Source organism: Pseudomonas corrugata, assembly GCF_050920615.1.
Classification (GTDB): domain Bacteria; phylum Pseudomonadota; class Gammaproteobacteria; order Pseudomonadales; family Pseudomonadaceae; genus Aquipseudomonas; species Aquipseudomonas corrugata.
Genome location: NZ_CP130434.1, coordinates 6,148,066 through 6,161,454, shown reverse-complemented (window position 1 = coordinate 6,161,454; position 13,389 = coordinate 6,148,066). Strand labels below are relative to the sequence as shown.

The window sequence follows — 13,389 nt, the reverse complement described above, 5'->3', positions numbered from 1 at the left end:
AGTTCGTTCATGGGCTTAGTAAATCGCCTTTTTTGAAACGCCGAACCTGTAGAAGCTGACAGTTGTGCCGGATTGACGAGCCAGGTGCCAACGACAATGTCGAGACGATGTGAATGGTGGGACCAGCGGTAATGGATAGACGCTTGACAAGATTTAGGCGTAAACGTATGTTTCAAACAACTGTTTGACCGCCACAACAAATCCATGCGGTCGTTCATCCCCGGTTACATCAGCAGAGGTTATCGCTATGCCTGACTACAAGGCCCCCTTGCGTGATATTCGCTTCGTTCGTGATGAACTGCTTGGCTATGAAGCGCATTATCAGAGCCTTCCGGCTTGCCAGGACGCAACTCCGGACATGGTTGACGCCATTCTCGAAGAAGGCGCCAAGTTTTGTGAGCAGGTGCTGGCTCCGCTGAACCGCGTGGGTGACACCGAAGGCTGCACCTGGAGCGAGTCCGGCGTGAAAACCCCGACCGGTTTCAAGGAAGCCTACAAGCAATTCGTCGAAGGTGGCTGGCCAAGCCTGGCCCATGACGTCGAGCATGGTGGTCAGGGCCTGCCGGAGTCGCTGGGCCTGGCCGTCAGCGAAATGGTCGGCGAAGCCAACTGGTCGTGGGGCATGTACCCGGGCCTGTCCCACGGCGCGATGAACACGATTTCCGAGCACGGTACGCCCGAGCAGCAGGACGCCTACCTGACCAAACTGGTGTCCGGTGAATGGACCGGCACCATGTGCCTGACCGAACCCCACTGCGGCACCGACCTGGGCATGCTGCGTACCAAGGCCGAGCCACAGGCCGATGGCTCCTACAAGGTAACCGGTACCAAGATCTTCATTTCGGCCGGCGAACACGACATGGCCGACAACATCGTCCACATCGTTCTGGCGCGTCTGCCGGACGCTCCGGCCGGTACCAAGGGCATTTCGCTGTTCATCGTGCCCAAGTTCCTGCCTAACGCCGACGGCACCATCGGCCAGCGCAACGCGGTTAGCTGTGGTTCGATCGAACACAAGATGGGCATCCACGGCAACGCTACCTGCGTGATGAACTTCGACGCGGCCACCGGTTTCCTGATCGGCCCGGCGAACAAAGGCCTGAACTGCATGTTCACCTTCATGAACACCGCACGCCTGGGCACCGCTTTGCAAGGCCTGGCCCACGCTGAAATCGGCTTTCAGGGCGGCCTGAAATACGCCCGTGACCGCTTGCAAATGCGCTCCCTGACGGGCCCGAAAGCGCCGGACAAGCCCGCTGACCCGATCATCGTGCACCCTGACGTGCGTCGCATGCTGCTGACCATGAAGGCCTTCGCCGAAGGTAACCGGGCGATGGTCTACTTCACCGCCAAGCAGGTCGACATCGTCAAGTACGGCGTCGATGAGGAAGAGAAGAAAAAGGCCGATGCGCTGTTGGCGTTCATGACGCCGATCGCCAAAGCATTCATGACCGAAGTCGGCTTCGAATCGGCCAACCACGGCGTGCAGATCTACGGCGGCCACGGCTTCATCGCCGAGTGGGGCATGGAGCAGAACGTTCGCGACAGTCGCATTTCGATGCTGTACGAAGGCACCACCGGCATCCAGGCCCTCGACCTGCTGGGCCGTAAAGTGCTGATGACCCAGGGCGAAGCGCTCAAGGGCTTCACCAAGATCGTCCACAAGTTCTGCCAGGGCAACGAAGGCAACGAAGCGGTCAAAGAGTTCGTCGGACCGTTGGCCGCGCTGAACAAGGAGTGGGGCGAGTTGACCATGAAGGTTGGCATGGCGGCCATGAAGGATCGCGAAGAAGTCGGCGCGGCCTCGGTGGACTACCTGATGTACTCCGGTTACGCCTGCCTGGCCTACTTCTGGGCCGACATGGCGCGTCTGGCGGCGGAAAAACTGGCTGCCGGCACCACCGAAGAGGCTTTCTACACCGCCAAGCTGCAGACGGCGCGCTTCTACTTCCAGCGCATCCTGCCGCGTACCCGTACTCACGTGGCTGCCATGTTGTCCGGTGCCAATAATCTGATGGACATGAAAGAAGAAGACTTCGCACTGGGTTACTAAGCCTCAGGCGGTATCTTCTGAAAGCCGCTGCCTCCTTCGGGACGCAGCGGCTTTTTCATGCCCGCAGGAAAAAACTGTGGGAGCGAGCCTGCTCGCGATGCGGTGTGTCAGTCGACAAAAAAATATCTGATACACCGCTTCGCGAGCAGGCTCGCTCCCACAGGGGTATGCGCTGATCCTGAAACAATATTCATCCAATTGTCCTTTAAGAAAACATCCCTTCCTGCCGTTACAGCGATGGCAGTGTGATATCGGTCACATCTCTCGTGCCTTATTGTTCCAATAGCAGGCACAATGCCATCTTTGATCAGCCGGGTTGGAGTTTTACCCTTGCCGCGTTCTTCCGCTGTACGTTTCAGTCATTTCCTACCTTCGCTGTTGCTTTTGCTGGCGGGGCTTGCGGCTGCCTACGTCAAGGATCTCAACGTCTTCTTCACCTCGTTGTTCAATGTTCTTCCTACGTTGGTGTTGCTGTTGGGCGGTGCGTACTGCGCTGTTTACCGACGTCAACGTGAGCTGTTTCTGATGGTCACGGTGTACATCGGCTACTTCCTGCTGGACACCCAGACCGATTTCTACCGTGACAACGGCAAGGTGCGTGAAGACGCCGCCGTGGTGTTCCACCTCGTCTGCCTGTTGCTGCCGTTGTTGTTTGGCCTGTTCGCGGCGTGGCAGGAGCGCACCCACTTGTTCCAGGACATGGTCGCGCGTTTCGCGGTTCTGCTGGCCTTTGGCAGCGTGGCATTGGCCTTGGAGCAGAGCTTTCCCCAAGCCTTGTTGCTTTGGCTTTCGGAGATCCGCTGGCCGGCGTTGCATGGCGCCTGGATGAGCCTGATCCAATTGTCCTACCCGGTGTTCCTCGGCGTATTCCTGTTGCTGTCATGGCAATACTGGCGCAATCCCCGGCCCTTGCATGCCGCACAGCTGGTAGGCGTGTTGGGGCTTTTCTGGATGTTGCCGAAGACCTTCATCCTGCCATTCACCCTGAACATCATGTGCAGCCAGGTGATGCTGATGATCGCTGCGGCGGTCGCCCATGAGGCCTATCAGATGGCGTTTCGTGATGAGCTGACCGGCTTGCCGGGACGGCGTGCGCTGAATGAGCGCATGCAGCGGTTGGGTCGCAACTATGTGCTGGCGATGAGCGATGTGGACCACTTCAAGAAATTCAACGACACCCATGGCCACGACGTGGGCGACCAAGTGTTGCGCCTGGTGGCCAGCAAACTGTCGAAAATCGGTGGCGGCGGTCGGGCTTATCGCTACGGTGGCGAGGAGTTTGCGTTGGTGTTTGCAGGCAAAACCATCGACGAGTGCATGCCTCATCTTGAGGTCATCCGCCAGTCCATCGAGACGTACGCCATTCAACTGCGCAATCCGGACAGTCGACCCCAGGATGACCAACAAGGTCGCCAGCGCCGCTCCGGGGCGGGGGCATCCAGCGTGTCGGTAACGGTCAGCATCGGTGTCGCGGAACGTCTCGAGCAGCGTACGCCTGAAGAAGTCCTCAAGTCCGCCGACCAGGCTCTCTATAACGCCAAGGGCGCCGGACGCAACTGTGTGGTTGCTTTCGGCCAGAGCCGCCGTGGCGCGGTACGCATGGAAGCCGCCGCGGGTTGAGTGATGACGGCGCATTCAGCGTCTGTACTGTGATTGTGAGACTCGGTGGCCGGCAGTAGGTTTGAACGATCTGCTACCGGAGAAAATCACCATGCCCGAGTACAAAGCTCCCCTGCGCGACATGCGCTTCCTGATCGACCACGTTTTCGATTTCCATGGCCGTTATGCCGAACTGGGGGCCAGCGATGCCAGCCCGGACATGGTCAACGCGATCCTCGAAGAAGGTGCGCGCTTCTGTGAGAACGTACTGGCGCCGCTCAATCGTTCCGGTGACGAAGAGGGCTGTCATTTCGACAACGGTGTGGTGACCACGCCTATCGGTTTCAAAGAAGCTTTCGCACAGTACGTGGAGGGCGGCTGGCACGGCTTGGCCGCCGATCCGAGCTATGGTGGCCAGGGTCTGCCCGGTTCCCTGGGCCTGGTCATCAGCGAAATGATCGCGTCCAGCAACACGTCCTGGGGCATGTACCCGGGCCTGACCCACGGTGCCATGTCGGCCATTCATGCCCATGGCACCGAAGAGCAGAAGCAAACCTACCTGAGCAAGCTCACCGCCGGTCAATGGACCGGCACCATGTGCCTGACCGAAGCCCATTGCGGCACGGACCTGGGCATCATCAAGACCCGCGCCGCGCCTCAGGCCGACGGCAGCTACAGGATCTCCGGCAGCAAGATCTTCATTTCCGCCGGCGAACACGACATGAGTGAAAACATCATTCACTTGGTGCTGGCCAAACTGCCGGATGCTCCCGCCGGTACCAAGGGCATATCGCTGTTCATTGTGCCCAAGTTCCTGCCCGATGCCATGGGCGAGGCGGGGGAACGTAATGGCGTGACCTGCGGTTCGATCGAACACAAGATGGGCATCAAGGCCTCTGCCACCTGCGTGTTGAATTTCGACGACGCCAAGGGATTCCTGATCGGCGAGCCCAACAAGGGCCTGAACTGCATGTTCACCATGATGAATCATGCGCGGCTCGGCACCGGCATGCAGGGCTTGTGCCTGGGAGAAACGAGCTTCCAGGGCGCGATCAGATACGCCAACGACCGCTTGCAGATGCGCTCGCTCACCGGCCCCAAGGCACCGGAGAAAGTCGCGGATCCGATCATTGTCCATCCCGATGTGCGCAGGATGCTGCTGACCATGAAAGCCTTCAATGAAGGCAATCGGGCACTGACGTATTTCACCGCGCAACTGCTGGATACGGCGCACCTGGGCGCCGACGAAAGCGCCCGTCAGGAGGCAGAGGATCTGCTGGCGTTCCTCACTCCGATCTGCAAGGCCTTCATGACCGAAACCGGACTGGAAGTGACGAACCATGGCATGCAGGTGTTTGGCGGCCACGGTTTCATTCGCGAGTGGGGTATGGAGCAATTGGTGCGGGACTGCCGCATCGCGCCGATCTACGAAGGCACCAACGGAATCCAGGCCCTGGATCTGTTGGGGCGCAAGGTTTTGGGCAGCCAGGGCAAGCTGCTGCGCGGGTTCACCAAGATCGTTCACACATTCTGCGCCGCGAATACCGGACACCCGCAGCTAAAGGATTTCATCGCACAACTCGACGGACTCAACCGGCAGTGGGGCGAACTGACGACCGGGGTCGGCATGGCCGCCATGAAGAACCCGGACGAAGTGGGCGCCGCCTCCGTGGATTACCTGATGTACAGCGGCTATATCATCCTGGCCTACCTGTGGTTGCGCATGGCGCTGGTGGCCCAGGCACAACTCAACGGTGGTACCGGCGATGCCGATTTCTGCCGAGGCAAACTGGCGACCTGCGAGTTCTACTTCAAGCGACTGTTGCCGCGCACGGCTGCCCATCGGGCCGCCATCGAGTCGGGAAGCGACTGTCTGATGAAGCTGCCGGCCGCGCTGTTTGCGCTTTGATTTAGAGGGAATGCCAACAGAGATCGCAGGCTTCGCCAGCTCTTACAGGGAATACGCATTTTCATGTAGAAGCTAGCGAAGCCTGCGATCTTTTTGTTTTGACTAAAAATAACAAAACAGTCATGTGTTGACCCTATGTGTCGCAAAAGTTGTTGAGGTACACTCCGACCATTGCTAAAACCGTTTTCCCACGGACCAACTGTTTAGATCCTGCGAGGTTTGCCATGGCTGACTACAAAGCGCCCCTGCGCGATATGCGCTTCGTCCTCAATGAAGTGTTCGAGGTCGCGAAACTCTGGGCCGAGCTGCCGGCACTGGCCGAGACCGTCGACGCTGAAACCGTCGAAGCGATTCTCGAAGAAGCCGGCAAAGTCACCAGCAAAAGCATTGCGCCCCTCAGCCGTGCCGCTGATGAAGAAGGCTGCCATTGGGCGAACGGTGCCGTCACCACGCCGGCAGGTTTCCCACAGGCCTACCAGACTTACGCTGAGGGCGGCTGGGTCGGTGTCGGCGGCGATCCTGCCTACGGTGGCATGGGCATGCCCAAGGCCGTTTCGGCCCAGGTCGAAGAAATGGTCAACTCCGCAAGCCTGTCCTTCGGTCTGTACCCAATGCTGACCGCCGGGGCTTGCCTGTCGATCAACGCCCACGCCAGCGAAGAGTTGAAAGCGGCGTATCTACCGAACATGTACGCCGGCATCTGGGCGGGCTCCATGTGCCTGACCGAGCCCCATGCCGGGACGGACCTGGGGATCATTCGCACCAAGGCCGAACCCCAGGCCGACGGCTCCTACAAGGTCAGCGGCACCAAGATCTTCATCACCGGCGGCGAGCACGACCTCACCGAGAACATCATTCACCTGGTGCTGGCAAAACTGCCGGATGCGCCGGCTGGCCCGAAAGGCATTTCGTTGTTCCTGGTGCCCAAGTTCATGGTCAATGCCGACGGCAGCCTGGGCGCGCGCAACGCGGCCAACTGCGGGTCGATCGAACACAAGATGGGTATTCAGGCGTCTGCCACCTGCGTGATGAACTTCGATGAAGCCGTGGGTTATCTGGTCGGCGAGCCGAACAAAGGCCTGGCGGCGATGTTCACCATGATGAACTACGAACGTCTGGGGGTCGGTATCCAGGGCCTGGCGTCCGGAGAGCGCTCCTACCAGAACGCTATCGAATACGCCCGTGATCGCTTGCAGAGCCGTTCGCCCACCGGTGCGCAGAACAAGGACAAAGTCGCCGACCCGATCATCGTCCACCCCGATGTGCGCCGGATGTTGCTGACCATGAAGGCCTCGAATGAAGGCGGTCGGGCATTCTCCACCTACGTGGCGATGCAACTGGACACCGCCAAGTTCAGCGAAGACCCAGCCACCCGCAAGCGCGCCGAAGATCTGGTTGCGTTGCTGACGCCGGTGGCAAAGGCGTTCCTGACGGATCTGGGCCTGGAAACCACTGTGCATGGCCAGCAGATTTTCGGCGGCCACGGTTATATTCGCGAGTGGGGCCAGGAGCAGTTGGTGCGTGATGTTCGCATCACCCAGATCTACGAAGGCACCAACGGTATCCAGGCGCTGGACTTGGTGGGGCGCAAGATCGTCGGCAGCGGCGGCGCGTTCTACAAGCTGTTCGCCGACGAGATTCGCCACTTCACCGCCACTGCGAGCAGCGATCTGGCCGAGTTCACCAAGCCGTTGAATAATGCTGTCGCTACCCTGGACGAGCTGACCGACTGGCTGCTGGACCGGGCGAAAAGCAACCCGAACGAAATCGGCGCGGCTTCGGTGGAGTATCTGCAGGCATTCGGCTACACCGCCTACGCTTACATGTGGGCGCTGATGGCCAAGGCGGCGTTGGGTAAGGAAAGCCAGGATGACTTCTACGCCAGCAAACTGGGAACTGCGCGCTTTTACTTCGCTCGCCTGCTGCCACGGATCCATTCCTTGAGCGCTTCGGTGAAAGCAGGCAGTGAATCGCTGTTCCTGCTGGAAGCAGGGCAATTCTGAATATGAGGCAATGTAAGCAAATGCTTACATTACGTGACGTCGATTTCCCTCTATCGGCTGATTGGATCCAAGGCTAATCTACTTCACATGGACGTCGCGCAGGATGCGCAGAGAAACAACACGGACACGTAGGATTCCGCCAGGAAGGTGGAGTGAAAGGGATATCAGGGAAACAGTCTGCAAAGCCCCGCTTCGGCGGGGTTTTCTTTTGCCTGCGTTTTTTGTTCCTGCCTGGCTTCGCCCTACTCACTGATGGTTTGAACCCTGACGAGCGGTCATGGGTCAATGTGCTATATGGCAATGTAGCCATCGCCCATCAGGAGCCCACCATGGATTTCATTCGCATCATCATCGCCATTCTGTTGCCGCCATTGGGCGTGTTCCTGCAAGTCGGCTTCGGCGGGGCTTTCTGGCTGAATATTCTGCTGACACTGTTGGGTTACATCCCCGGCATCGTCCATGCGGTCTATATCATCGCCAAGCGCTGAACATTGCAGCAAAACCCATGTGGGAGCGAGCTTGCTCGCGATAGCTGTCTGTCATCCAACATGGATGTCGACTGATCCACCGCTATCGCGAGCAGGCTCGCTCCCACAGGTTCTTCATCTCCTTACAACGCCATCACCTTCCGATAGAACAACCACTCATGCTCGAGGGCGTGGGCCTGGTTCGCCGCCTTGCGAAAGCCGTGACGCTCATCCGGATAGTAATGCGCTTCGACCGTCACGCCGTTGTCTTTCAGCGCCCTGACCATATCGCGGGTCTGCTGCGGCACGACCACGGCGTCCAGTTCGCCCTGAAAGAAGATAACCGGTGCGTGGATCTGATCTGCGTGCAGCAGCGGGGTACGGGCACGGTAACGCTCGACGTCCCGTTGCGGGTCGCCGATCAGCCAGTCCAGGTAATCACTTTCGAATTTGTGCGTGGCTCGACCCAGGGCGACCGGATCGCTGACTCCATAAAGGCTGGCGCCGGCACGAAATACGTCATGAAACGCCAGGGCGCAGAGCGTCGTATAGCCACCGGCACTGCCGCCGCGGATGAACGCACGGCGGCCATCGATCAGACCCTGCTCGTCCAGATAGCCAACCACCGCACAGGCATCCTCGACGTCCACCACGCCCCAGTTCAAATGCAGCGCTTGCCGGTAGATCCGGCCGTAGCCGCTGCTGCCACGGTAATTGAGGTCCGCGACGGCGAAGCCGCGCTGGGTCCAGTACTGGATGCGCGGATCGAACAAGGGATAGCAGGCCGAGGTGGGGCCGCCATGGATGAAGACCACCAATGGCGGCTTGGTGTCTGCCCCCATGGCTGGGTAAAAGAACCCATGGGCCATGCCCGAGGTCGACGGATAGTGCAGGGTCTGCGGGCGGCTGATCTGTTCGACGGGCAGAGGCGCGACGCCTCCGGCCAGGACCTGCGTGTCGTGACTGTGGCGTTCAATCGCGATGACTGCGCAAGGACTGACCGGAGATGCGACAATGGCGTAAATGAACCGCTCGTCCAGCGCCAGGCTGCGAAAGCGGGTGTAGGCGCCGGTGTAATCTTCCTCCCCCGCGTCACTGCGGCACAGGCCAAGCCGCCCGAAACCCGCTTCGGTCCAGCTCGCCAGGTACGTGCTGCTGTCTAACGGCAACCAAGTGCAGCCGCCGAGTTGCCACGGCGCGGGAGCGTGATCGGCTTCAGCGCAGGGCAGCGGTTGCAGGCCGTCGGTCGTCTCGACCCACGGCTGCCAGTAGCCGCCGCGATCGCTCAGGCAGTACAAGCGGTTGGCATTATCGAAACGCGGTTGCTGGATGGATTCTTCTTCAGCGCTGCCCGCCACGCAACGGGGTTCACCCCAACCGGTAGCGGTGCGTTCGGCCAGCATCAGGCGCGTGGCCGTCCACGGTTGATGCGGACGGCTCCACTCGATCCAGGCCAGTCGCTGGCCGTTCGGACTCAAGGTTGGCGCGGCATAGAAGTCAGCGCCTTCGACCAGTAGACGCCGCTGTCGATCTGCCAGGCCAATCGCTACCAGGCGATGTTGATTGGCCTGTTCCTCCACTGCCAATACCTGGCCTGCGGCGAAACTGAGATCGCCATATCGACAGTCGCCCGACGTCAACGCCACGGGCATCTCGCCGCTCAGGGACTGGCGGTACAGCTGCTGGTCCGCGTCGTTGACGAACAGCACGCCATCGTCGCCCAGGCAGAACGATCCACCGCCATATTCATAGACCCGGCTGCGTGCGCTGAAACCGTCCGGGGTCAGGCAACGGGCCTGGGTGTCTTGCCATTGCCAGATCCGGCAGGCCCCGTCTTCCGGGCGATATTCGTTCCAGAACAGGCCCAGTGGGCCGACCTGCAATTCAGCGAAGTCGATCCCCGCCGCAACGGCCTGGGCGGCGCTGAACGGCTCAGCTTTTGGCGATGAGGTGCGAGTTTCGTTCATTGCGGAAGGCCAATTGTTCGATGGTCTGGGTGGCGTGCTCGGCTTCTTCCCGGGCCTTGAGAATCACCCCGTGATGTGCGGATTTGCTGCACACCGGGTCGGCATTGCTGGCGTCGCCCGTGAGCATGAACGCCTGGCAGCGGCAACCGCCGAAGTCCTGCTCCTTTTCGTCGCAGGAGCGACATGGCTCGGGCATCCAGTCGTAGCCGCGGAAACGGTTGAAACCGAAGGAGTCGTACCAGATGTGCTGCATGCTGTGGTCGCGCACGTTGGGAAATTGCACCGGTAGCTGTCGGGCGCCGTGACATGGCAGTGCGGTACCGTCCGGTGTCACCGTCAGGAAAAGGCTGCCCCAGCCGTTCATGCAAGCCTTGGGGCGTTCCTCATAGTAGTCCGGGGTGACGAAGATCAGCTTGCACGGATGGCCCTGGGCTTCGAGCCTGGCGCGATATTCATTGGTGATGCGCTCGGCGCGCACCAGTTGTTCCCGGGTAGGCAACAGGCCCACCCGGTTGAGCTGCGCCCAGCCATAGAATTGACAGGTGGCGAGTTCGACGAAGTCGGCTTCAAGGGCAATGCACAACTCGATGATGCGGTCGATCTTGTCGATGTTGTGCCGATGGGTGACGAAGTTGAGGACCATCGGGTAGCCGTGGGCCTTCACCGCCCGGGCCATTTCCAGTTTCTGTGCGAAGGCTTTCTTCGAGCCGGCCAGCAGGTTGTTCACCTGCTCGTCGCTGGCCTGGAAGCTGATCTGGATGTGATCGAGGCCGGCCTTTTTGAAGTCGCTGATTTTCTGTTCGGTCAAACCGATGCCGGAGGTGATCAGGTTGGTGTAGAAACCCAGCTTGCGCGCCTCGCCGATCAGCTCGGCGAGGTCCTGGCGCACCAGCGGTTCGCCACCGGAAAAACCCAGCTGCGCGGCACCCATTTCCCTGGCTTCACGAAATACCTTGAACCATTGCTCGGTGCTCAGTTCCTTGCCCTGCTCGGCGAAGTCCAGCGGGTTGGAACAGTAGGGGCATTGCAGCGGGCAACGATAGGTCAGCTCCGCCAGTAACCACAGCGGCAAGCCGATCGCGGGCTTGTCAGGCAAGTTCGATCCAATGCTCTGCACGGGCGACCTCCATGAACTGCTCGATGTCGTCACCGAGTTCGGGCACGTCGGGAAACTGCTTGGCCAGCTCGTCGATGATGGTCGTGACATCCCGTTCACCGTCGATCAGTCCACCGATCAGCGCAGCGCTGTCGTTGAGCTTGATCATGCCTTCAGGATAGAGCAACACATGACCTTTCTGCGCCGGTTCATACTGGAAGCGATAGCCGGGGCGCCAGCGAGGGGTTCTGCTGCGGTCGAAACTCATAAGGGGATTCCTTTGTGCCACACCCGTTGGCCGGTCACGCTGTGATAGGGCGGGCGGTTCAATTCGTAGGCCATGCTCATCGCGTCGAGCATGCTCCAGAGGATGTCCAGTTTGAACTGGAGGATCTCCAGCATGCGCTCCTGGCCTGCGCGGGTGGTGTAGTGCTGCAAGGTAATCGCCAGGCCATGCTCCACGTCACGGCGGGCTTGGCCCAGGCGCGTACGGAAGTACTCATAGCCGGCCGGGTCGATCCACGGATAATGCTGCGGCCAGCTGTCCAGGCGGGACTGGTGGATCTGCGGGGCGAACAGCTCGGTCAGCGAGCTACTGGCGGCCTCCTGCCAACTGGCCCGGCGGGCGAAGTTGACGTAAGCATCCACAGCGAATCGCACCCCTGGCAGCACCAGTTCCTGGGAGCGCAATTGATCGGGGTCCAGTCCCACGGCCTGGCCCAGCCGCAGCCAGGCCTCGATACCACCGTCTTCACCGGGGGCGCCGTCGTGGTCGAGCAGGCGCTGTATCCACTCGCGGCGAACCTCTCGATCCGGGCAGTTGGCCAGGATCGCGGCATCCTTCAGCGGAATGTTCACCTGATAGTAAAAGCGGTTCGCGACCCAGCCCTGGATTTGCTCGCGAGTGGCACGGCCCTCATACATCGCCACATGATAGGGGTGATGTATGTGGTAATACGCGCCTTTGGCACGCAGGGCCGCTTCGAACTCGGCGGGGGAAAGGGGGGTATCAGTCATTGCGGTTCTCCGGGGAATAACCGTGGGTTCTGTGGCGTCTGGGCTGGCCTCATCGCGAGCAGGCTCGCTCCCACATGGGTTCTGTGGCGCACTCGGACTACTGTGGGAGCGAGCCTGCTCGCGATGGGGCCAGCCCGGCCAGCACAACCAGGCTGACACAGCGCACGCTCACTCCCACAATCGTCCCGCCCTTGCTACAACTCAATACTCATTCCGTCGTAGGCCACTTCAATCTTTCGGCGTACAAGTTCGGCCCGCTCTGGTGAATCTTCATCAAGAATCGGATTGGTATTGTTGATGTGGATAAGGACCTTACGCGGTCCGGGCAGTTGCTCCAGCACTTCGAGCATGCCGCCGGGACCGTTCTGCGCCAGGTGGCCCATTTCCCGCCCGGTACGGGTGCCGACGCCGCGACGCTGCATCTCATCGTCGTCCCACATCGTGCCATCCACCAACAGGCAATCGCTGCCAGCCATGATCTCCAACAGTGCTTCGTCCAACTTGCCCAGGCCTGGCGCGTAGAACAGCTTGCCCCCGGTACACAGGTCTTCGACGATCAAGCCGATGTTGTCCCCTGGGTGCGGGTCGAAGCGGTGTGGCGAATAGGGCGGTGCGGCGCTGCGCAGGGGCAGCGGGGTGAAGCGCAGGTTCGGACAGGCCGGCACGGTGAAGCTTTGGTCGAGCTCGATGCGGTTCCAGCTCAGCCCACCGTTCCAGTGGGTCAGCATGTTGAACAGGGGAAAACCGCTGCTCAGGTCTTCATGGACCATGTCGGTGCACCAGACTTGATGCGGGCAGCCTTCCCGCAGGCTGAGCAGGCCTGTGGTGTGGTCGATCTGGCTGTCCATCAGGATGATCGCGCCGATGCCGGTGTCCCGCAGGGCCCGACCAGGCTGCATCGGCGCGAAGCCCTGGAGTTGGGCGCGGATGTCCGGAGAGGCGTTGCACAACACCCAGCTCACTCCGTCATCGGAAATCGCGATGGACGACTGGGTGCGCGCCAGGGCCCGCAGGCTGCCGTTGCGAAAACCTGCGCAATTGGCGCAATTGCAGTTCCATTGAGGAAAACCGCCGCCAGCGGCGGAACCTAGAATCTGGACGAACATGGCCGCTCCATCTGATAACCGAAATAAAAAACGCCCCGGATGACCGAGGCGTTTGCTGCGCGTTCAACCGACCGCAGCAATTAACGGCTGGCGAAGTACATGGTGACTTCGAAACCGATACGCAGGTCGATATATGCGGGTTTGGACCAGGACATGGAAATACTCCTTTGGT

11 protein-coding genes are annotated in these 13,389 nt (G+C 60.3%); 5 read left to right on the top strand and 6 right to left on the bottom strand.

Annotated features, from left to right (window positions below):
* The first annotated feature begins 247 nt into the window (after nucleotides 1-247).
* The 5 genes from QZH45_RS27670 (at nucleotide 248) to QZH45_RS27650 (ending at nucleotide 8,052) form a co-directional block, all read left to right on the top strand.
* Nucleotides 248-2,053: a phenylacyl-CoA dehydrogenase gene (locus QZH45_RS27670; RefSeq protein ID WP_024779408.1), complete on the top strand. Its 1,806-nt coding sequence runs from the start codon at nucleotides 248-250 to the stop codon at nucleotides 2,051-2,053.
* A gap of 330 nt (nucleotides 2,054-2,383) precedes the next feature.
* Nucleotides 2,384-3,673 carry a GGDEF domain-containing protein gene (locus tag QZH45_RS27665; protein WP_024779407.1) on the top strand — a complete coding sequence of 430 codons (1,290 nt, stop codon included), beginning with the start codon at nucleotides 2,384-2,386 and terminating at the stop codon, nucleotides 3,671-3,673.
* Nucleotides 3,674-3,764: 91 nt separating this feature from the next.
* Nucleotides 3,765-5,561, top strand: a complete 1,797-nt coding sequence (locus QZH45_RS27660; protein ID WP_053193052.1) for an acyl-CoA dehydrogenase C-terminal domain-containing protein — start codon at nucleotides 3,765-3,767, stop codon at nucleotides 5,559-5,561.
* 224 nt (nucleotides 5,562-5,785) lie between these two features.
* Nucleotides 5,786-7,564, top strand: a complete 1,779-nt coding sequence (locus tag QZH45_RS27655) for an acyl-CoA dehydrogenase C-terminal domain-containing protein (protein WP_024779405.1) — start codon at nucleotides 5,786-5,788, stop codon at nucleotides 7,562-7,564.
* Nucleotides 7,565-7,893: 329 nt separating this feature from the next.
* On the top strand, nucleotides 7,894-8,052 hold the full coding sequence (locus QZH45_RS27650) for a YqaE/Pmp3 family membrane protein (protein WP_003177654.1): 159 nt from the start codon (nucleotides 7,894-7,896) through the stop codon (nucleotides 8,050-8,052).
* Nucleotides 8,053-8,174: 122 nt separating this feature from the next.
* On the opposite strand, the gene QZH45_RS27645 is transcribed toward QZH45_RS27650, so the two are convergent.
* From QZH45_RS27645 to pqqA, 6 genes are all read right to left on the bottom strand, one after another.
* Entirely contained in the window at nucleotides 8,175-9,998 is a 1,824-nt protein-coding gene (locus QZH45_RS27645) for a S9 family peptidase (protein WP_024779404.1), read from the bottom strand.
* A complete protein-coding gene (gene pqqE / locus QZH45_RS27640; protein WP_024779403.1) occupies nucleotides 9,964-11,115 on the bottom strand; it encodes a pyrroloquinoline quinone biosynthesis protein PqqE in 1,152 nt (383 codons plus the stop codon). Before pqqE ends, QZH45_RS27645 begins: the two co-directional genes overlap by 35 nt.
* The gene (gene pqqD, locus QZH45_RS27635; RefSeq protein WP_024779402.1) at nucleotides 11,087-11,362 is read right to left on the bottom strand and encodes a pyrroloquinoline quinone biosynthesis peptide chaperone PqqD; all 276 of its coding nucleotides are present in this window, start codon (nucleotides 11,360-11,362) and stop codon (nucleotides 11,087-11,089) included. The genes pqqE and pqqD overlap by 29 nt, the downstream gene beginning before the upstream one ends.
* Nucleotides 11,359-12,111: a pyrroloquinoline-quinone synthase PqqC gene (gene pqqC / locus QZH45_RS27630; protein WP_024779401.1), complete on the bottom strand. Its 753-nt coding sequence runs from the start codon at nucleotides 12,109-12,111 to the stop codon at nucleotides 11,359-11,361. The genes pqqD and pqqC overlap by 4 nt, the downstream gene beginning before the upstream one ends.
* Before the next feature lie 194 nt (nucleotides 12,112-12,305).
* Nucleotides 12,306-13,217 (bottom strand): pyrroloquinoline quinone biosynthesis protein PqqB, encoded by a 912-nt coding sequence (gene pqqB, locus QZH45_RS27625; RefSeq protein WP_024779400.1) that lies wholly within the window; start codon nucleotides 13,215-13,217, stop codon nucleotides 12,306-12,308.
* 80 nt (nucleotides 13,218-13,297) lie between these two features.
* Complete coding sequence (gene pqqA, locus QZH45_RS27620) at nucleotides 13,298-13,372, bottom strand: pyrroloquinoline quinone precursor peptide PqqA (protein ID WP_003177660.1); 75 nt, start codon at nucleotides 13,370-13,372, stop codon at nucleotides 13,298-13,300.
* Nucleotides 13,373-13,389: the final 17 nt, after the last annotated feature.

What these genes read in the sequence shown, in the direction of transcription:
- QZH45_RS27670 (WP_024779408.1), top strand. Translation starts at nt 248, where the DNA reads ATGCCTGACTACAAGGCCCCCTTGCGTGATATTCGCTTCGTTCGTGAT.
- QZH45_RS27660 (WP_053193052.1), top strand. Translation starts at nt 3,765, where the DNA reads ATGCCCGAGTACAAAGCTCCCCTGCGCGACATGCGCTTCCTGATCGAC.
- QZH45_RS27655 (WP_024779405.1), top strand. Translation starts at nt 5,786, where the DNA reads ATGGCTGACTACAAAGCGCCCCTGCGCGATATGCGCTTCGTCCTCAAT.
- QZH45_RS27650 (WP_003177654.1), top strand. Translation starts at nt 7,894, where the DNA reads ATGGATTTCATTCGCATCATCATCGCCATTCTGTTGCCGCCATTGGGC.
- QZH45_RS27645 (WP_024779404.1), bottom strand. Translation starts at nt 9,998, where the DNA reads ATGAACGAAACTCGCACCTCATCGCCAAAAGCTGAGCCGTTCAGCGCC.
- pqqD (WP_024779402.1), bottom strand. Translation starts at nt 11,362, where the DNA reads ATGAGTTTCGACCGCAGCAGAACCCCTCGCTGGCGCCCCGGCTATCGC.
- pqqC (WP_024779401.1), bottom strand. Translation starts at nt 12,111, where the DNA reads ATGACTGATACCCCCCTTTCCCCCGCCGAGTTCGAAGCGGCCCTGCGT.
- pqqB (WP_024779400.1), bottom strand. Translation starts at nt 13,217, where the DNA reads ATGTTCGTCCAGATTCTAGGTTCCGCCGCTGGCGGCGGTTTTCCTCAA.